Origin of the sequence: Arthrobacter sp. CAN_A212 (assembly GCF_015752345.1) — a bacterium.
Classification (GTDB): domain Bacteria; phylum Actinomycetota; class Actinomycetes; order Actinomycetales; family Micrococcaceae; genus Arthrobacter_D.
Genome location: NZ_JADOUT010000010.1, coordinates 99,668 through 118,764, shown reverse-complemented (window position 1 = coordinate 118,764; position 19,097 = coordinate 99,668). Strand labels below are relative to the sequence as shown.

The 19,097-nt window shown below is 65.2% G+C and carries 19 protein-coding genes and 1 pseudogene; 8 read left to right on the top strand and 12 right to left on the bottom strand.

The annotated features are described in order from the left end of the window. Positions 1-353, top strand: a 353-nt coding sequence (locus IWX64_RS09640) for a transposase (RefSeq protein ID WP_196866910.1), incomplete at its 5' end; no start/stop codon positions are given. Positions 354-369: 16 nt separating this feature from the next. Here IWX64_RS09640 and IWX64_RS09635 read toward each other — a convergent pair. From IWX64_RS09635 to IWX64_RS09620, 4 genes are all read right to left on the bottom strand, one after another. Further along, positions 370-903 carry a hypothetical protein gene (locus IWX64_RS09635; RefSeq protein ID WP_196866909.1) on the bottom strand — a complete coding sequence of 178 codons (534 nt, stop codon included), beginning with the start codon at positions 901-903 and terminating at the stop codon, positions 370-372. A 622-nt stretch (positions 904-1,525) separates the two neighbouring features. Beyond that, positions 1,526-2,377 (bottom strand): transglutaminase family protein, encoded by an 852-nt coding sequence (locus IWX64_RS09630; RefSeq protein ID WP_196866908.1) that lies wholly within the window; start codon positions 2,375-2,377, stop codon positions 1,526-1,528. Further along, complete coding sequence (locus tag IWX64_RS09625) at positions 2,374-3,300, bottom strand: alpha-E domain-containing protein (RefSeq protein WP_196866907.1); 927 nt, start codon at positions 3,298-3,300, stop codon at positions 2,374-2,376. The genes IWX64_RS09630 and IWX64_RS09625 overlap by 4 nt, the downstream gene beginning before the upstream one ends. After that, positions 3,293-4,918, bottom strand: a complete 1,626-nt coding sequence (locus IWX64_RS09620) for a circularly permuted type 2 ATP-grasp protein (RefSeq protein ID WP_196866906.1) — start codon at positions 4,916-4,918, stop codon at positions 3,293-3,295. Before IWX64_RS09620 ends, IWX64_RS09625 begins: the two co-directional genes overlap by 8 nt. Before the next feature lie 113 nt (positions 4,919-5,031). Between IWX64_RS09620 and IWX64_RS09615 the strand changes: the two genes are divergently transcribed. Further along, complete coding sequence (locus IWX64_RS09615; protein WP_196866905.1) at positions 5,032-5,433, top strand: hypothetical protein; 402 nt, start codon at positions 5,032-5,034, stop codon at positions 5,431-5,433. A gap of 36 nt (positions 5,434-5,469) precedes the next feature. Next, a complete protein-coding gene (pepN, locus tag IWX64_RS09610) occupies positions 5,470-8,091 on the top strand; it encodes an aminopeptidase N (RefSeq protein WP_245345639.1) in 2,622 nt (873 codons plus the stop codon). A 15-nt stretch (positions 8,092-8,106) separates the two neighbouring features. On the opposite strand, the gene IWX64_RS09605 is transcribed toward pepN, so the two are convergent. The 5 genes from IWX64_RS09605 to IWX64_RS09585 all read right to left on the bottom strand — a co-directional run bounded on the left by IWX64_RS09605 (position 8,107) and on the right by IWX64_RS09585 (position 12,068). Then, the gene (locus tag IWX64_RS09605) at positions 8,107-9,183 is read right to left on the bottom strand and encodes a lipoate--protein ligase family protein (protein ID WP_196866903.1); all 1,077 of its coding nucleotides are present in this window, start codon (positions 9,181-9,183) and stop codon (positions 8,107-8,109) included. Between the two features lie 100 nt (positions 9,184-9,283). Beyond that, complete coding sequence (locus tag IWX64_RS09600) at positions 9,284-9,538, bottom strand: type B 50S ribosomal protein L31 (RefSeq protein ID WP_171585149.1); 255 nt, start codon at positions 9,536-9,538, stop codon at positions 9,284-9,286. A gap of 137 nt (positions 9,539-9,675) precedes the next feature. Beyond that, positions 9,676-10,482 (bottom strand): TrmH family RNA methyltransferase, encoded by an 807-nt coding sequence (locus tag IWX64_RS09595; RefSeq protein WP_196866902.1) that lies wholly within the window; start codon positions 10,480-10,482, stop codon positions 9,676-9,678. Then, on the bottom strand, positions 10,479-11,258 hold the full coding sequence (locus tag IWX64_RS09590) for a sulfite exporter TauE/SafE family protein (RefSeq protein WP_196866901.1): 780 nt from the start codon (positions 11,256-11,258) through the stop codon (positions 10,479-10,481). Before IWX64_RS09590 ends, IWX64_RS09595 begins: the two co-directional genes overlap by 4 nt. Positions 11,259-11,276: 18 nt before the next feature. After that, positions 11,277-12,068: an ABC transporter ATP-binding protein gene (locus IWX64_RS09585; RefSeq protein ID WP_196866900.1), complete on the bottom strand. Its 792-nt coding sequence runs from the start codon at positions 12,066-12,068 to the stop codon at positions 11,277-11,279. Between the two features lie 182 nt (positions 12,069-12,250). On the opposite strand from IWX64_RS09585, the gene serB reads away from it, so the two are divergent. Further along, positions 12,251-13,135, top strand: a complete 885-nt coding sequence (gene serB / locus IWX64_RS09580; protein ID WP_196866899.1) for a phosphoserine phosphatase SerB — start codon at positions 12,251-12,253, stop codon at positions 13,133-13,135. Positions 13,136-13,186: 51 nt separating this feature from the next. Here the strand turns inward: serB and IWX64_RS09575 are convergent, their stop codons facing one another. Both IWX64_RS09575 and IWX64_RS09570 read right to left on the bottom strand, forming a co-directional pair. Further along, on the bottom strand, positions 13,187-13,930 hold the full coding sequence (locus tag IWX64_RS09575) for an SDR family oxidoreductase (RefSeq protein ID WP_196866898.1): 744 nt from the start codon (positions 13,928-13,930) through the stop codon (positions 13,187-13,189). 59 nt (positions 13,931-13,989) lie between these two features. Continuing rightward, positions 13,990-14,727 (bottom strand): beta-ketoacyl-ACP reductase, encoded by a 738-nt coding sequence (locus IWX64_RS09570; RefSeq protein ID WP_196866897.1) that lies wholly within the window; start codon positions 14,725-14,727, stop codon positions 13,990-13,992. Between the two features lie 137 nt (positions 14,728-14,864). Here IWX64_RS09570 and IWX64_RS09565 point away from each other — a divergent pair, with 137 nt between their 5' ends. The 3 genes and pseudogenes from IWX64_RS09565 (at position 14,865) to IWX64_RS09555 (ending at position 16,573) form a co-directional block, all read left to right on the top strand. Beyond that, positions 14,865-15,308 carry a DUF3099 domain-containing protein gene (locus tag IWX64_RS09565; RefSeq protein WP_196866896.1) on the top strand — a complete coding sequence of 148 codons (444 nt, stop codon included), beginning with the start codon at positions 14,865-14,867 and terminating at the stop codon, positions 15,306-15,308. Beyond that, a pseudogene (locus IWX64_RS09560) lies at positions 15,305-15,562 on the top strand (hypothetical protein); the annotation flags it as partial. The gene IWX64_RS09565 and the pseudogene IWX64_RS09560, both read left to right, overlap by 4 nt. Before the next feature lie 174 nt (positions 15,563-15,736). After that, positions 15,737-16,573 carry an SURF1 family cytochrome oxidase biogenesis protein gene (locus tag IWX64_RS09555; RefSeq protein ID WP_196866895.1) on the top strand — a complete coding sequence of 279 codons (837 nt, stop codon included), beginning with the start codon at positions 15,737-15,739 and terminating at the stop codon, positions 16,571-16,573. A 113-nt stretch (positions 16,574-16,686) separates the two neighbouring features. Here IWX64_RS09555 and IWX64_RS09550 read toward each other — a convergent pair whose 3' ends face one another. Beyond that, complete coding sequence (locus IWX64_RS09550) at positions 16,687-18,285, bottom strand: ABC-F family ATP-binding cassette domain-containing protein (RefSeq protein WP_196866894.1); 1,599 nt, start codon at positions 18,283-18,285, stop codon at positions 16,687-16,689. A gap of 151 nt (positions 18,286-18,436) precedes the next feature. Here IWX64_RS09550 and IWX64_RS09545 point away from each other — a divergent pair, with 151 nt between their 5' ends. After that, positions 18,437-19,093 carry a biotin transporter BioY gene (locus IWX64_RS09545; protein WP_196866893.1) on the top strand — a complete coding sequence of 219 codons (657 nt, stop codon included), beginning with the start codon at positions 18,437-18,439 and terminating at the stop codon, positions 19,091-19,093. Positions 19,094-19,097 lie beyond the last annotated feature (4 nt).

Genomic DNA, 19,097 nt, shown 5'->3' with positions numbered 1-19,097 from the left:
TGAGGGTTTGGGAAAGCGCGTGGGAGCGCTTCATCCCTTTCCTGGCCTTCCCACCGGCCATCCGGCGGGTCATTTACACGACCAACGCGATCGAGCCGCTGAACTACCAACTGCGCAAAATCATCAAGAACCGCGGCCATTTCCCCAGCGATCAAGCCGCCGTGAAACTGCTCTGGCTCTCGATCTGCAACATCGAAGACAAACGCGCCAGGGAACGCCGTAAAAGCCGGAAGACCAGCAAGGAATCCACCGGCAACCACCTCGTCGAAGGCGCCTCCACCGCCGGCTGGAAACAAGCCCTCGGCCACCTCGCGATCACCTACCCTGAACGCCTCGACTACTACCTCAACTAAAAAATGGCCCGCTCACTTACACAAACAACTTGACAGGCCCCATCCCCGCTCCCAACGACTGCAGGGTCTTGGGAAGATCCTCGACCAGCCTCAGGCTCTGGTCCAGCAGCCGGTGCGCGGCACGGGTGGAAAGGTTCAGCAACGGCACCAACTCCTCAGCCGTCAGAGTAAACCCCAGACCCGCCCCCACCCTCTCACCAGAACGGGACCCAGCGCGAGCCGCTCCCTGATCCTGAACCCGATCCTGGACCTCGTCCTGGACCTCGGTGTGCAACGCGGCGACCAGTTCCGCCTGCCGGGCAACAACCCACGACATCAACCGATCAGCAGCCACCAACAAATCAGCCGTATCAGGCTCGGCGGTGTCAGGCTCGGCAGTATCAGGTTCGGCAGTGTCAGGCGGTGGCTCAAGCGCACCAGTCCCCGCCGCCTGCCTCGTGTCCCCCTGCAGCATGGCCACCAGCGTTTCCGGGCTGGCTACCTCCACCACGGTGGCTGGAGTGTCACCTGCGACCGGGCGACGCCGAACCCTAGCGACGACGGGCTCCATCCAGATCCTCCCCCCAAGACTGAACGACTCCGGGTTACTTGACGAACTCCGCTCTGCCGACGAATCCGGGACCGCCGCCGAATCCGGCACCGACCCACCTTCCCGTGGCCTCTCGCTCGGATGAAACCTGCCGGGAAGCTGGCTAGGGACACCAGGATCAGACACCGGAAAACCGGTGATCTGCTCTGCGTTCTCCTGCCGCTTCATACCCCTATCACATCACCCGCCACTGACATTTTTGGGCGCCGGTGAGACCGATAAACGCTATAAGAAATTAAGCCCACAGCGAACATTTGGTGGGGCTCAGTGGAGGATGGCGGGTCTCTTTCTCACCGGTGTTTTCACGGCGGGGCACCAGCTGAGCCGCTTGAGCCGAACACCTCGACCGAACCGGACCGGAACCCCACAAACCGAACCGCACCCGAGAATCGGGCTGGAACCTCACGGGCATGCCCACGGAGCCGGGAGTCCAGCGAAGCTCAGGTAACCAGCTTCAGGGCCAAGCCAAACGCAGCACCAAAAAAACCTTGGGGCATACCCCAAGGAGCCGGTAATCAAGCCAGCCGCAGCACTAAACCAACCTCACGGCCAAGCCAGACGCAGTACTAAACCAAACTCAGGGCTAGGCGACGCGCGTGATCTCCACGGTCACATTCAGGGTCGACCCACCGCCACCAGAGAGGATGCCCTTCAATGGGGACACGTCCTTATAGTCACGTCCGCGGGCCACCGAGACATGGAAGTCGCTGACCGGGCCCTTATTCGTCGGATCCCAGCCGCGCCACTCACCGTCCCACCATTCAACCCAGGCGTGGGACTGACCGGCGACCTTCTCGCCAACGCCCGCACCGCTGCGCGGATGCAGATACCCGGAAATGTAGCGTGCAGGAATGCCGACGCTCCGGAACGCACCAATCGCAAGGTGTGCCAGGTCCTGGCAGACACCCTTCCGCGACCCCCAGGCGTCCTTGGCGTTGGTTTGCACCCCGGTCACGCCCTGTACGTAGGACATTTCCTCCTTGATCCACGCGAAGATCGCATGAGCCGCCTGATGCGGGTTGCGGCCGTCAACGAGTTCCAGCGCCTTCGCGCTCACCTCGGGGTCGGGTTCGGTCAGTGCGGTCTGCGGGAGCCAGTCACCGTACTCGTTCGCGACGTCGTCGGACCTGAGCTGTTCCCAGGTGGCAACCTCGTCGTCGGCCGGGATACGTTCCATCCGGCTCACCTCGACGGTGGTCACCGCTGTTACCTCGAGGAATTCGTGGGCGCTCTGCATGTCGAAGGCAGTTACCCGGGTGCCCCAGTAGTCCTTGTAGGTCGACACGGCAGCGCTCGACGGCGACACCTTCAGCGTGGACTCCAGGACCACCTGCTGGGGGTCGGTAAGCGGAGTCATCCGGGCCTCGTTGTAGGACAGGGTCACCTTCCGCACGTAGTTGTAACCGGTGCGGTGGGTGATGAGCAAGCGGGTCATGAGAGTTCTCCCACCCAGGACAGTTCGTCTGCCTGGGAAAAGTAGGTGCGTGAAATCGCGTCCGAGGCCTTCGCACAGGCCTTCTGAACGCGTTCCATGTGTTCCGGCAGTTCTGACATCAGGTCATCGGTCTGGTGGAACTCAAGGAACGTGCGGGCCTGCCCCACGATGCGGCTCGCGTCGTTGATGAATCCCACCCGGCGATAGGCGGGGTTGAGATTTGTCAGGCACTTCTCGGCGTCGCTGAGCGCGTAGACGATCGACCGGGGGAACAACCGGTCAAGCAGGAGGAACTCGGCGGCCTGCTGGTCACCGAACGATGCCCGACGGGTGCGCAGGAACGACTCGTACGCCCCGGCGCACCGCAGCATGTTCACCCAGGACAACCCCGCGGCGTGGACGTCGTGGGTGGACAACATCCGTGCCGTCATGTCGGCGCGCTCAAGGCTGCGGCCCAGCACGAGGAACTGCCAACTCTCGTCATGGCTCATGGTGGTATCCGAGAGCCCCCGAATCATCGCGGTGCGTTCCACCACCCAGTGGCAGAACCGGTAGGTGCCCACCACGTCCTTCCGGTGCTGGGTCAGCCCGTACCAGGTGGTGTTGAGGCTCTCCCACACACTGCCGGACACGGTTTCGCGGGCCCGGCGGGCGTTTTCCCTGGCAGCGCCGAGCGCCCCCGCAATCGAGGTGGTGCTCGTGCGGTCGTAGGCCAGCGCCTGCAGGAGGTCAGAGAGCTCGAGCTCGTCACCGTCCACCCGGCTGCCCATCACACCCAGCAGCTGGCGGGACACATCGCGCTGCTCAGCGCGGGGCATCTGGTTCAGTCGCTCCAGGTGGACATCGAGGATACGGGCTGTTCCGTCGGCACGCTCGACATAGCGGCCGATCCAGAACAGTGCTTCGGCGATCCGGCTAAGCATTGACGGTGTCCTCTCCATGGTTCCCGCGGTTGTCCCCGGCCGGGGCTTCGGTACACCCCAGCTGTTGCTGTTGCTGCTCCGGCTGGCGATCCTGCCATCCCGATTCGATCGGCCAGACCCTCTCCTGCACCGGGCGCCGCACCGTCTCAACGATCGGGCGCACCGGGGTCTGGTTCTGCTCGTCAACCACCCAGGTGTCCTTCGAACCGCCGCCCTGGCTGGAGTTCACAATCAGCGAGCCTTCCTTCATGGCCACCCGGGTGAGGCCACCGGGCAGCACCCAGACGTCGTCGCCGTCGTTCACTGCGAACGGGCGCAGGTCCACGTGTCGGGGGCTGAACTGGCCACCGGACATCGTCGGCACCGTAGACAGCTGCAGCACCGGCTGCGCGATCCAGCCGCGGGGATCAGCGGTCACTCGTTCCCGCAGGGCATCAAGTTCTTCCTTCGACGCGTCGGGGCCGATGACCAGACCCTTGCCTCCGGAACCGTCCACCGGCTTGACCACCAGTTCATCCAGCCGGTCAAGCACTTCCTCACGAGCCTCGGGATCCTCCAGCCGATAGGTGTCGACATTCGCGATGATCGGCTCCTCGCTGAGGTAGTAGCGGATCAGGTCGGGGACATAGGTGTACACCAGCTTGTCGTCGGCCACCCCGTTGCCCACCGCATTGGCAATGGTGACGGTGCCGGCGCGGGCTGCGTTGACCAGCCCCGGGCAGCCGAGCATGGAGTCGGAACGGAACTGCAGTGGGTCGAGGAACTCGTCGTCGATCCGCTTGTAGATGACGTCCACGCGCTGTTCGCCGGCGGTGGTGCGCATGTACACGCGGTTTCCGCGGCAGATCAGGTCGCGGCCCTCAACCAGTTCGACGCCCATCAGGCCAGCGAGCAGGGTGTGCTCGAAGTAGGCGGAATTGAACACACCTGGGGTGAGGACGACGACGGTGGGGTCTTCCGCCGACGACGGAGCCGTCTTGCGGAGCGCAGCGAGAAGTCGCCGCGGGTACTCCTCGACTGGGCGAATGTGCTGCTGCCCGAAGGCCTCCGGCAGGCCCTTGGCCATCGCGCGCCGGTTCTCCAGCACGTAGCTCACCCCGCTGGGGACCCGGACGTTGTCCTCGAGGACCCGGAAAGTGCCCTCCTGGTCCCGGACGACGTCGATCCCGGAAATATGCACCCGGACGCCACCGGCCGGGTCGAAACCGGACACCTGGCGGTGGAAGTGGGCGCTGGAGGTGATCAGCCGGCGGGGAATCACGCCGTCGGCTACGACAGCCATCTTGTCGTAGACGTCGTTCAGGAACGCTTCCAGAGCCCGCACCCGCTGGGTGACGCCCTGCTCCAGTACCTGCCAGTCGGTGCCGGAGATGACCCGCGGAACAATGTCCAGGGGGAAGGGCCTCTCTTCCCCCGCGTAGTCGAAGGTGACTCCACGATCCAGGAAAGTCCTGGCCATGGAATCGGCACGCGCGGTGACATCGGCGAGGTTCAGTTCGCTGAGGGCGGCGGCTACCTGGCTGTATTCACCACGGGCCTGCTGGCCGGACGCGAACATTTCGTCGAAGGCGGGCGTGCGGCTGGCGGCAGCGGCATAATCTTGGAAGAGATCGGACATGGGTTCAACATTGCCACGGATTTCTTGGAATACATATTGTGCAGTAGGTCACTCGTGTGGCGTTTTGAAGCGGCCTCAAGGGCGTCGAGCCTGGGAGAGCGTAGAGTGCCGCCATGACCCGCTATGTGATCGATCCGCCGACGCTCGTGCACCTCGTCAACCAGGACCGGCGCCCCAGTGCGGAGCATCAGCTGGTGGCACCGAATACCATCCGTTCGCAGGCCCTCGCCATCCTGTTTGCCGCCGTCCGCTGCGGGGAGCTCACCGAAGCGGAGGCCCTCAAACAGCACGACCGGATGACCGAGCTGAAGCTGCGGCTCCTGGGAGACCGGGTGTCTCGCCGGACCGCCTGGATGATCGCGCGGGATCAAGGCTGGGCCGCTATCGACGACGCCGAGTACCTCGCCGTCACCCGGCTCCAGGCCGATGCGCTCGTCACGGTGAATGAGGATTTCGCGGTGAAGGCCCATGGCGTGGTCCCGGTCGCTCCCCTGGGGTCCCTGTTCGCTGACTGATATTCCGGCTGCCACCCGTGATTGAATGACCGGGTGATGAACGAGAATCTCCGCCGCGATGAAGCGGCCCACCGGTCCAGTCTCCTGAGCGTCGACAGCTACGAGGTCCACCTTGACCTCACTGCGGCTGCCGACCCCGATGTCGCCGGCTTCCTGTCCCGGTCGACCGTCAGGTTCACCTGCGCCGAACCGGGCAGCGATACCTTCATGGACTTCATCAGCGGTGAGGTCCACTCGATCACCCTGAACGGCAGCGAGCTGGACCCCGCAGTCGTCGTCGACGGCGCCCGGATCAACCTGCCCGGACTGGCGGCAGAGAACACCGTCACGGTGACGGGAACAGCTCTCTACAGCCGGAGCGGCGAAGGAATGCACCGCTTCACCGACCCGGCCGACGGCGAGACCTACCTCTACACGCAGTACGAGCCAGCCGACGCCCGCCGTGTTTTCGCAAACTTTGAGCAGCCGGATCTGAAAGCCTCCTTCACCTTCTCGGTGACCGCGCCGAACGGGTGGATCGTGGCTTCCAACGGCGCGGAGGTCTCCCGGACAGAAGAGGAGCCACCCGCCGCGGCTGGGGACCGCGTGGCGGTGTGGAGGTTCGCTCCGACCGAACGGATCTCCACGTACATCACCACGGTCCTCGCCGGACCCTACTTCGCAGCCACCGACCATTGGTCCGGCACCCTGTCCGACGGCGGCACCCTGGAGATCCCGCTGGGTCTCTACTGCAGGGCGTCCCTGGCCAGTGCGTTCGACACCGATACCATTTTCGACGTCACCAAGCGCGGGCTTGAGTACTTCCACGAGCGGTTCGAATATCCCTACCCGTTCGGCAAATACGACCAGGCGTTCGTTCCGGAGTACAACCTCGGAGCCATGGAGAACCCGGGCCTGGTCACGTTCACCGAGAGCTACATCTTCCGGTCCAAGGCAACCCACGACGAGTACGAAGCCCGCGCCAACACCATCCTGCACGAGATGGCCCACATGTGGTTCGGCGACCTGGTGACCATGTTCTGGTGGGACGACCTCTGGCTGAAGGAGTCCTTCGCCGACTACATGGGCGCCCTCGCGGTGGCCGAGGCAACCGGCTCCGCCACCTCGTGGGTGAGTTTCGCGAACCGCCGCAAGGCGTGGGCCTACCTCCAGGACCAACTGCCCTCCACCCACCCGATCACCGCTGACATTGTTGATCTGGAAGCAGCCAAGCAGAACTTCGACGGCATTACCTACGCCAAGGGTGCCTCGGTGCTGAAGCAGTTGGTGGCCTACGCCGGCAGCGACGCGTTCTTCGAAGCGGCCCGCGCCTACTTCAGGAACCATGCCTTCGGGAACACCCGACTGGCCGACCTGCTCTCAGCCCTGACCGACGCCACCGGCCAGGACATGACCGGGTGGGCCCAACAGTGGCTCCAGACCTCCGGTGTGCCTTCGCTGGGTGCCGAGGTGACGGTCGACGACGACGGCGCCTACCGCTCCGTAGTGATCCATCAGGAGGCCGTAGACCCGGTCACCGGTGAATCAGCGTTGCGGCCGCACCAGATCCGGCTGGGACTCTACAGTCGGGTCGCCGGGGCCCTCATCCGCACCGGCACCGTCGATGTGCGCATCAACGGTGCTCTCACAGAGGTTCCGGAACTGCGCGGTACGCTCCAACCGGATCTGCTCCTGATCAACGACGACGACCTGACCTACGCGAAGATCCGCTTCGACGACCGCTCCCTGGCGACCCTGCTGAAGAGTGTGGGGCAGCTGGACGAGCCGTTGGCACGCGCGGTGTGCCAGGCCGCACTGTGGTCGAACACCCGTGACGCCGCGCTCTCCGCGGCCGACTATGTCGGCGCTGTCCAGCTGGCTGCGCCCGGCGAGACGGGCGTCGGTGCGTTGCAGGTCATGCTGCGCAACGCGCACTACGCCGTCGAACACTATGCGTCGGCGGAGGGACGCGGGCAGCTCCGGGAGCGGTTGTTCGGCTTTGTGGTGGACGGCCTTCGCGCCGCGCGGCCCGAATCGGACCAGCAGCTGGTCTGGGCACGCGCTGCCGCCGCGCTGGGTCGTCACAGCGACACCCATTCGGACCTCTTCAGAGCGCTGCTGGAAGGACAGGACCGCGTGCCCGGACTCGCCGTCGACGCCGAACTGCGCTGGCTCCTCTGGCAGGCCCTCGCTGCCCAGGCACGTGCGTCCGCAGTGGACCTGGAGGCTGAGCTGGAACGCGACCGCACTGCGGCTGGCAAGGCCGGGTTCACCCGGGCATCCACCTCGGTTCCCGACCCGGCCATCAAGGAGAAGGCGTGGCAGGAAGCGGTGTTTGGCACCCGGCTCTCCAACGAGCTGCTCTCGGCGACGATCGCTGGGTTCGCTGAAGGCCCGGACGAGCTGCGCGCCCCCTACCTGGAACAGTACTTTGCCGAGATTGGGCGGGTGTGGGAAACCAGGGGCATCGAGATGGCCAGCCGGATTGTGCGCGGACTGTTCCCCGGCTCCCAGGACCTTGAGCCAGGGTTGCCAGCAGGGGAACATCGGGTGGTGCGGGCGGCCGATGCGTGGCTGGCGGACCACCACTCGGCCCCTGCCGCCCTGCGGCGGATCGTGCTGGAGGAACGCGACCACCTGCTGCGCTCACTCCGGGCGCAGGAGAAGCAGGCCCGGTAGGGAAAGATCCGGTGCCTAGGGCACCCGGTAAAGCCAGTCGGAGGTGCCGAATTTCTCGTCCACGAGCTGTCCGGCGCGGGCGAGCTCAGCCTCGGTGAAGGTCGAGTCCTGCGCACCGTACCGCGCCTTGAACGTGTCAATCATGACCCTGATGATGTCCTCCCGGCTGCGACCGGTCTGGCGGCGGAGCGGGTCGACCCGTTTCTTGGCGCTCCGCGTGCCCTTGTCGGACAGCTTCTCCTTGCCGATCCGCAGCACCTCGAGCATCTTGTCCGCGTCGATGTCGTAGGACATGGTGACGTGGTGGAGCATTCCGCCATTGCTCAGCCGTTTCTGCGCTGCCCCTCCGATCTTGCCGACGTCGGTGGCGATGTCGTTCAGCGGCTGGTACCAGGCCTCAATGCCGAGCGTCCGGAGGGCCTCCATCACCCAGGCATCCAGGAACGGGTAGGACTCGGCGAAGCTCAGCGAATCCACGAGGGTTTGCGGCAGGTACAGGGAGTAGGTGATGGCGTTACCGTGTTCCATGAACATCGCTCCCCCGCCGCTGACCCGCCGGACCACGCTCACGCCGTGCCGCGCCACCCCGTCAGGATCGACCTCGTTGCGCATCGACTGGAAACTGCCGATCACCACCGACGGCGATTCCCACTCCCAGAACCGGAGGGTCGGGTTGCGACGGCCGTCGCCCACCTCACGGGTCAGCACCTCATCCATGGCGACATGCATCTCGGTGGACAGGGGCGTGGGGGCGATGACATCCCACTGGTGGTCGGACCAGCCGGTAGCCAACCCCAGCGCGCGGCGGACCGCCGTCGCCACCGCCTCCGGGGAAAAGCCGAACAGCTGGGCTGCCGGGTCCAGGCCCTGCGCGACGGCCGCGGTCAGCTCCCCGTGCGTCGCAGCTGCCGGCTGGCCCTCCAGCGCCCGGTTGATGTCGTCGAGCGCCTCATCGGGTTCAAGGAAGAAGTCACCGTTAATTGACACCTTGGTCAGGAAACCGCCGTCAACGGTGAAGTCAGCGGCGACAAGCTTTCCGCCGGGCACCTTGTACTCGCCGTGCAGTTCTCCCGCGGGGAGTGGGCTGGTCATCTGGTGGCTCCTTGGAGGCGTAGTGGGTGGTGAACGAGAAATGGGTCCGGACCACCGAAGTGGTCCGGACCCATCCGGCAGAACTAGGCCGCGGTCGGCGTTACTTCTTGCCGAAGCCCTTGAAGCGGGCGTTGAAGCGCTCCACGCGGCCGGCGGAGTCCATGATCCGCTGCTTGCCGGTGTAGAAAGGGTGCGATTCGGAGGAGATTTCGACCTCGACCAGTGGGTAGGTGTTCCCGTCTTCCCATTCAATGGTCTTCTTGGAGGTCACGGTGGACCGGGTCAGGAATGACTTCTCGGACGCGAGGTCGCGGAAGACAACCGTTGAGTACTTGGGGTGGATATCAGACTTCACAGTGTTACCTTCGTTAGTTGCCTGGATTTGGCCAGGCACAAGGGGGTTGGAAAAGTTGTTTGGCCCGTGGACCAGCAACCTACTCTACCGCACCGCGCGCCTTCGCGGCTAAAAGGCCAACGGTGCGCGTGGCCCGCCTAGCTGAGGCGGCATTCCCAGAACGCGACGGCGCTGGCAGCGGCCACATTGAGCGAATCGACGCCCGCCCGCATCGGGATCTGCACGCTCTGGTCGGCGAGGTCCAGGGTCGCCTGGGTGAGCCCGTCGCCCTCGGTGCCGAGGACCAGGGCCAGCCGCTCGTGGCGTGCCGCGCTGAGCTCGTCGAGGTCCACGGACCGCTCCCCCAACGCCAGCCCCGCAACCACAAACCCGGCGTCCTGCAAGTCGGCGAGCTGGGTTGGCCAGTCGGTCAGCCGCACCCAGGGCACCTGGAAAACGACGCCCATACTGACCCGGATCGCCCTCCGGTACAGCGGGTCGGCACACCGGGGACTGATCAAGACGGCGTCGACGCCGAGCGCCGCAGCGGAACGGAAGATGGCACCGAGGTTGGTGTGGTCGACGATGTCCTCCAGGACCGCGATCCGGCGGGCTCCGTTCAGGACGTCGGCAAGCGCCAGCGGGCGTGGCCGGTCCATGGCGGCCAGGGCCCCGCGGTGAAGATGGAAGCCGGTGATCTGCTCAAGGATGTGCTCGGTCCCGACGTACGCCGGGACGTCCGGGAAACTGTCCAGCAGGTCCTGCAGGTCGGGCAGCCACTTGTCGGTGAGGAAGAAGGACCGCGGCGTGTGGCCGGCGTCGACCGCGCGGCGAAGCACCTTGGTGCTTTCGGCGATGTAGAGACCCTCGGCAGGCTCCCTGCGACGGCGCAGCTGGGTGTCGGTGAGCGAGGTGTAATCCGACACCCGCGGGTCGGCCGGGTCAACGAGCCGGTGGATGCTCATCCGATCACCAACCGCGCAACCATGATGTACAGGGCCACCAGTCCGAGCGCCACGATGATGGAGCGCAACACCACCGGCCGCAACCGGCGGCCGATCAGCGCGCCCAGGAACCCGCCAATCAGCGAGCTGACCGCGATGACCAGCACCACCCACCAGTTGATCCGGTCAAAGGCGAAGAGCATGTAGGAGATTCCCGCCACCACGTTCACAGCCAGTACCAGCAGGTTCTTCACCGCCGTGGCATTCTGGATGGTTCCGTGGAGGAAGATCCCCAGAATGCCCACCAGCAGGATCCCCTGCGCAGCCACGAAGTACCCGCCGTAGACGCCAGCCAGGTACACCAGGATGGTCAGTCCGACGGGGTGCGAACCGGTGGATTCTCGGCGTTCCGCCCGGAGGAGGACCCGTCGTTGCAAGGCGGGCTGAAAAATCACGAAGCCGAGGGCGATGATGATCAGCACCGGTGCGGCGAATTCGAACACCTGCTCCGGGAGATTCAGCAGCAGTGCCGCCCCGGTGATGCCGCCCAGGATTGAGGCGGGCAGGAGGCGCAGGATGGTCGAGCGGAGGCCAGCGAGTTCCCGGCGGTACCCCCAGGTGCCCGAGACGCCGCCGGCAATCAGCCCCATCGCATTGCTGATCGTGGCAGTCACCGGCGCAAACCCCAGGGCGAGCAACACGGGGAAGGTCACGAGGGTGCCGGAGCCGACCACCGAGTTGATGGCGCCCGCCCACAGCCCGGCGACAAAGATCAGGGCGCCCTGCAATAGTTCCATCAGCAGGTTCCCTGGATATCAGGCGCTGACGCGGGCGACAGCCGTGTAGCGGCCGTCCTGCTGGCGGACGTCCAAGGGCACGTCGAACGCCGCGCTGAGATGCTCCTCGGTGAACACGGTGTCGATGGGGCCGGACGCCACGATCCCGCCGTCGCGCATCAGCATGGCGTGGGTGAACCCCGGAGGCACCTCTTCCAGGTGGTGGGTCACCAGGATCATGACGGGTGCTTCCTCGTCCTGCGCCAGGGTGGTGAGGCGGCTGATCAGGTCTTCCCGGCCGGCGAGGTCGAGTCCTGCGCCGGGCTCGTCCAACAGCAACAGTTCGGGGTCGGTCATCAGGGCACGGGCGATCTGGACCCGTTTGCGCTCCCCCTCACTGAGGGAGGAAAACTTGCGGTTCATGAAGGTCGACATGCCCCACGTGTCGAGAAGGGCGAAGGCCCGGCGCGCGTCCTGCTTCTCGTACTGCTCCCGCCACCGGCCGGTTACGCCGTAGGAGGCGGTAACGACCACGTTCAGCACCGTTTCGTGCTCGGGAATCTGTGCGGCGAGGGCCGCGGAGGCGAGCCCGATGCGTGGCCGTAGTTCAAACACGTCAACGGCACCGAGTACTTCATCGAGAATGCCTGCCACTCCGGTGGTGGGGTGGATCCGCGCTCCGGCCACCTGCAGCAAAGTGGTCTTGCCGGCACCATTGGGACCCATGATCACCCAGCGTTCGCCCTCCTTGACCTGCCAGTCCACACTGTCCAACAGCTTCTTACCGCCCCGGACAAGGCTTACCCCAGCTAACTCAAGAACATCACTCATAGCACTAGACATTAGGCCAACTGCCGGGGCAAACGCGAAACGGCTCACCCGTCACCGGATGGGTCCCGTGGACGGCGCCGTCGCCGGGCAACGATTTCGGACGCCGCCCGGCGCATGCCCATAATGACTAAAGGAAGCGGACGGCGATCCGGCTGCACGACGATTAGTGAAAGCTGAGGAATATGCCCAGGGAATTCGGTGTGGTCAGTTACGGCATGGAACTCGCGGATGACTTCCTGATCGCCGTGCAGGGCGCGGTGCAGGAGACCGGAGCGCAGATCGTCGAGTTGGAGAACGCCGACGAGTCCCGTTTCCAGGCGTCCACCCTCCTGGTTTCCTTCGACGGCACCGCAACAGAGCTCCGCACAGCGGTGCAGTCCCGGGTCACCGGCGGCCACGGGTGCGCCGTCGTTCCACCGGCATTGCTGGCGGAGGGCCGGAAACTGCTCATCATGGACGTTGACTCCACCCTGATCCGTCAGGAGGTCATCGAGCTGCTCGCTGCGCACGCCGGGCGTCAGGCCGAGGTCGCGGCGGTCACCGAGGCGGCAATGCGCGGGGACATCGACTTCACCCAGAGCCTGCGCTCACGGGTGGCGGTGCTCAAGGGACTTCCCGCCAGCGTCCTCACCGATGTGGGGGCAACCATCGAACTCAGCGATGGCGCGGCGGAGCTGGTGCGGCACTATCTGGCCTCAGGGCACGCCGTCGCCGCTGTTTCGGGCGGGTTCACCCAGCTGCTGGATCCCCTCGCCGCGCAGCTCTGCCTGACGTTCGCCGAGGCCAACCTGTTGGGAATCAGTGCCGACGGGTACCTCACCGGTGAGGTGGTGGGCCCCGTGGTGGACCGTGCGGCGAAGGAGCGTTCCCTGCGGCGCTGGGCTGCTGAGGCGGGTGTTCCGGTGGATCGGACCATCGCCGTCGGCGACGGAGCGAATGACCTGGACATGCTCACGGCGGCCGGACTGGGCGTGGCGTTCAACGCGAAGCCCGCGGTGCGGGCCGCCGCGGACGCATCCATCGATCTGCCCTACCTGGACGTGGTCAAGTACTTCAGCAGGCACTGACCTGATCCCCACTGCCCCCGGGAGTCGATCCGGGGGCGGTGAGCGAACCGGTTACCTGGTGAAGTATTCGTGACCGCCGACGTACTCGGTGTGGCCGTTGGGCACATCCGCGGTGGCCATTTTCGCGATTTCGGCAGCAAACTCGGCGACTGAGTAGAGCTTCCCTGCCTGCTCGCGGCGTGCCTCGATAGCCCCCGGGGTGGCCCGGTCGAGCAGGGTGGCGGTGACAGTGCCCTCGATCATGTCGCCGGAGACCACCACAAGGGTGATGCCCTTGGCTTCCAGCTCGGGGAGAAGCTCGCGGAGCGCGTCCTCGCCGGCACGCTTGCTGCGGGCAACGGCCTCGTAGGCTGCCATGGTGGGGACTTCATTGATGAAGTGCGCCTGGTGGCTGGTGATGAAAACCACCCGCGACCCTGCAGGCATGACCTCCATCGCGGCGCGCAGCATGTTGACCTGGGCATCGCGGTTGAGTTTCAGGGCGTAGTCTTCCTCGACCCCCGATTCCATCCCGCCGGACGCGTTGAGGACCAGCAGGCCTAGCCCGCCGAAGTTGTCGACGGCTGCCTGGATCAGCGCTGCCGACCCCTCAGCGGTGGTGAGGTCGGCGCCCACGGCGACGGCCTTGCCCCCGGCAGCCTCGATCCCGGCCACCACCTTCGCAGCGCGGGGTGCCTTCTGGCGGTAGTTCACGACGACGGCGGCACCCTCGTCGGCGAGCAGTTTCGCGACATCAGCCCCGATTCCCCGTGATGATCCAGTAACGATTGCGGTTGTGCCGGTCAGCGCAGCCATGGGTACTCCTTAGGTTTGATGAATGAGGTGAAGATGCCGCACGGGGTTCTCACACGGCGCTAGTGGCCCATGCCCAGACCGCCGTCAACCGGGATGACGGCACCGGAGATGTAGCCGGCGTCGTCGCTGGCTATCCACTTCACCACGTTGGCTACCTCAGTGGGCTCGGCGAAGCGGCGGGCAGGGATCGTCGCGAGATAATTCTTGCGGGTGTCCTCAGGCAGTTCGGCGGTCATGTCGGTGTTGATGAAACCTGGGGCCACGACATTGGCGGTGATCCCCCGCGAGCCGAGCTCCCGGGTGAGCGAGCGGGCGATGCCGATCAGGCCCGCCTTGGAGGCCGAGTAATTGATCTGGCCTGGTGCGCCGTACAGGCCCGTGACGGAGGAGATCAGGACCACGCGGCCCTTGCGAAGCCGGATCATGCCCTTCGACGCGCGCTTGATGACGCGGAAAGCACCGGTGAGGTTGGTGTCGATGACGTCGGTGAAGTCGGACTCGCTCATCCGCATCAGCAGGGTGTCGCGGGTGATCCCGGCATTGGCGACGAGCACCTCAACCGGACCGTGGGCTTCCTCGACGGCGGAGAACGCCGCATCAACCTGGTCCTCGCTGGTGACGTCGGCCTTGACGCCCAGCATGCCCTCGGGAACGTCGCCGCTGCGGTAGGTGATGGCCACCCGGTCGCCGTTCTCGACAAAGGCCTGCGCAATGGCGAGCCCGATGCCGCGGTTGCCTCCGGTTACCAAAACACTGCGTCCCTGTTCGGCGTCTGCCACGGAATCCTCCAAAATCATTGCTCCAACTATCCCTGCCGATCCTAGCTGGCGCCCACGCAACCGCAAGTTTGCGGCAGGAGGGAACCTTTGGTGTCGCTGGGGCTTTTAACAACTGGAGCACTGGGTGAGACAATTGAGAAGTCCCTTGGAGTGTGATGAGCAAGCAGATCCGGCACGGCGCTGACGTACACAGTATTACTGACGCGCGAACCCCTCATAGTGACGAAGTCCGCGGGCGGATGATCAAGTACTCCATTTCGATGGGGATCCGCCTGGTGTGTCTCGTTCTGGTGTTCTTCGTCGAGGGTTGGCTGCAGTGGGTGGTCATCGCGGGCGCGGTTGTCCTCCCCTACTTCGCCGTGATCTTCGCCAACGGAGGATCCGACACAAGCGACATCCCGCACAGCCAGTCCCTCATTGACAATGTGCCGCTCCCAGCGCTTGAGCCCATGGCTCCGGCCCCGGTGGAGCCTGCCGACGATGTGCTGCAGGGCGAGATTATCGACGACGACATCGATCCCACTGCCATCCAGGACGCTGACCGTGAGTACATCGACCGTGAGTACATCGACCGTGACAAGGGCCGACCCACCGCATGAACCTTCTTGACCAGCTGCAGCAGCTCAACCCTGCCCCGGACGAGCGGCCCGCGGAGGCTGTCTGCTCGCGCAAGGCCTGCCGCCTGCCGGCTGCCTGGCAGCTGCTCTGGAACAACCCCAAAATCCACACCCCAGACCGCCGCAAGACCTGGGTGGCCTGTGCCGACCACCGGGACTGGCTTGAGGACTACCTACAGACCCGTGGTCTGTGGAAGGAGACCCTTCCCCTGGCTGGGTCCCACCCGGAGGGGAACCCTTCACAAGGCACGGCATCGGGAGGAAGCAGCCCCGCTGACAGCACCACCGGAGAAAGTGCCACCGGAGAAAGCACCAACGCAGAGAGCGCCACCGCGGACAACACCACCGGAGCAAGTGCCACTGCAGAGAGTGCCACGGCGGAAAATTCTACTGGCGGGAACACGGACTAGATGTATCGGTTCCTTATCTCACCCCGCTGGCTCGGTTGGCTGGCGCTCGTGACTGTCCTGGCCCTCGCCTGCGGTGCGCTCGGCATGTGGCAGTTGGACCGTCGGGATCAGCTGGCTGACACGATCGAGCGGATCGAGGCCAACTACGATCAGCCGGCGGTGCCCTATGCTGCTGGGTCCGCTGATTTCAGGTCCTTCGACCCGGCGGAGGAGTGGCTGCCCCTTGAGCTGACCGGCACCTATGACACGGCCAACCAGCTTGTGGTCCGTAACCGCCCCTTCAGCGGGCGGCCGGGCTACGAGGTGCTGGTGCCACTGCAGCTCCCCGACGGGTCAGCCGTGGTCATCAACCGGGGCTGGCTTCCCATCGGCAACGATGAGGCGGGACGTCCCGACGCTTTCCCGCAACCGCCAGAGGGTGAAGTGACGGTGACCGCCAGGATCAAACCCGGTGAGCCAGAGCTGAATCGCGGCGCGCCCGACGGCCAGATCCCGTCGATTGACCTCACCCGGTACCAGGAGGTGGTCGGCTACGACCTGCAGACCGGTGCTTACGGCCTGATGTCGGCAGAGAGTCCCAGCCCCGCGACGTCGCCCCAGATCTTCCCCCGTCCCTACCTGGACTCCGGACCACACCTGTCCTACTCGATGCAGTGGTTTGCGTTCGGCGCCCTCCTCTTCGTCGGCTTCGGCTACGCCGCCCGACAGCAGCAGCGTTCCGATGAGGAAGACCTGGCGGAAGCCAACGGCACCGTGCAGGCCGCGCCAGTCAGGCGACAGCGCCGGCCGACCGCCGAGGAAGAAGAGGACGCCTATCTCGACGCGCGCGGCTACTAGCGGACGGCTTCCAGGTCGGTTGCAGCCAGCTCCGCCGTAGTCACGCTAGCTGTAGTCACGCTCCCAGTAGCCAGGCTCGCAAGAACCCGGCCCGCACTCTCTAGGCCATCGTTCTAGGCCATCGTCACCAGGTCGAGGTAATCGTCGCTCCACAGGTCCTCGACGCCGTCGGGCAGCAGGACCACCCGCTCCGGGTTCAGTGCTTCCACTGCCCCCTCGTCGTGGCTGACCAGGACGACGGCGCCGCTGTAGTTGCGGAGTGCATCGAGAATTTCGGCGCGGCTCGCGGGGTCGAGGTTGTTGGTCGGTTCATCGAGGAGCAGGACATTCGCTGACGACGCGACGATCGTGGCCAGGGCCAGTCTCGTCTTCTCACCACCGGAAAGCACGCCCGCAGGCTTGTCGACGTCGTCACCCGTGAACAGGAACGACCCGAGAACACCACGGACCTCCGCGTCTTTCATGTCCGGCGCCGACGAGCGCATGTTCTCCAGCACGGTCCGCTCGGTATCGAGGGTTTCGTGCTCCTGGGCGTAGTAGCCCACCTTCAGGCCGTGGCCGGGGATGACCTCGCCGGTATCGGGCTTGTCAACGCCCGCCAGCATCCGCAGCAGGGTGGTTTTGCCTGCACCGTTGAGTCCGAGGATCACGACCTTCGATCCCCTGTCGATGGCCAGGTCGACGTCGGTGAAGATCTCCAGTGACCCGTAGGACTTGCTGAGACCCTCAGCGGTCATCGGCGTCTTGCCACACGGCGAGGGTTCGGGGAAGCGCAGGGCGGCGACGCGGTCCTGCGCACGCACCGCTTCCAGCCCGCCAAGGAGACGTTCGGCGCGCTTCGCCATGTTCTGCGCGGCGACGGCCTTGGTGGCCTTCGCGCGCATCTTGTTGGCCTGATCCATGAGAACCTGGGCCTTCTTCTCCGTGTTGGCACGCTCACGCTTCCGCGCGCGCTCGTCTGTTTCACGCTGCTGCAGGTAGCGCTTCCAGCCGATGTTGTAGATGTCGATCGTGGCGCGGTTGGCGTCCAGGTGGAATACCTTGTTCACCGTCGCCTCCAGGAGGTCCACATCGTGGCTGATCACGATCAGTCCACCCTGGTGGTTCTTCAGGAATTCCCGCAGCCAGGTGATGGAATCGGCGTCGAGGTGGTTGGTGGGCTCATCGAGGAGCATCGTCTCGGCACCCGAATAGAGAATGCGCGCCAGCTCGACACGACGGCGCTGGCCACCGGAAAGGGTGCTCAAGGACTGGTTGAGGATCCGGTCCGGGAGGGCAAGGTTGGAGGAGATGGCAGCAGCTTCGGCTTCTGCCGCGTAGCCGCCGTGGGCGAGGAACTCCGCCTCAATCCGGTCGTAGCGGGCCATGGCCTTGTCACGCACCGCGTTGTTCTCGCTGGCCATGTCTTCCTGGGCCGCGCGGAGCTTGGTGACGACGACGTCCAGGTTGCGGGCGGACAGGATGCGGTCGCGTGCCAGCTGGGCCATGTCCGGGGTGCGCGGATCCTGGGGCAGGTAACCGATCTCACCCTTGCGGCTGACGGTGCCGCCGGCGGGCAGCCCCTCCCCCGCCATGACGCGGGTGAGTGTGGTCTTACCGGCACCGTTGCGCCCCACCAGGCCAATCTTGTCCCCGCGGTCAACACGGAATGACACCGCATCCATGAGCAGGCGTGCTCCCGCGCGCAGCTCTAAGTTCGAGACGGTAATCAATTACGTGGCCTTTCAATGGACGGGTCCGCACCATCGGATGGTTGCTGGATGCCTAGTTTTGTAGGAAACCTACAAGCGAATTTGGATCCGGGGGCACTAATCTCAGTAAGTGACGGCAAGCTGTTGTCGATAACTAACAGAAAGAGCCATCATGCGTCTGAAGAATCAGGTTCCGGCGGCCGCCGCTGTGGATACTCCCACTCACGCCAGGCGCCGCTGGAATGCCACGGATCTTTCGCTGATCGCGGTCTTCGCGGCCTTGGTGGCCGCTCTTGCAATCCTACCCGCTATCCCCGTCGGCCCGCTCGGTGTGCCGCTGACCCTCCAGACCCTCGCCGTCATGGTCACGGGAATTGTCCTCGGCCCGGGCCGAGGATTCGCGGCGGTGGCCCTGTATCTGGTCGTCGGACTGGCCGGACTTCCCATTTTCAGCGGCTTCAGCGGGGGTGTCGGGGTTCTCGCGGGCCCGTCCGCCGGGTACCTGCTGGCCTTTCCCCTTGCCGCGCTGGTCGCCGGTTTCCTGGCACGACTGGTGCTGGCCAGGGTCCAAAGGTTCCGGTACGCAGCTCTTTTCGCGGCCTGCCTGGTCAGCAGCCTGCTGGTCATCCATCCCCTCGGTATTGCGGGTCTGATGATCAACGGAAAGCTGGATCTGATGGCAGCCGTCGCCGCCGACGTCATCTATTTGCCCGGCGATGTGCTGAAAAACCTGGTCGCCGCGGCCATCGGGCTGAGCGTGCACCGTGCGTTCCCCCGGTTGATCGGTACCGGTCGGCGCCCGGTAACCGCCGCCGGGACTGCTTCCTGAGCGG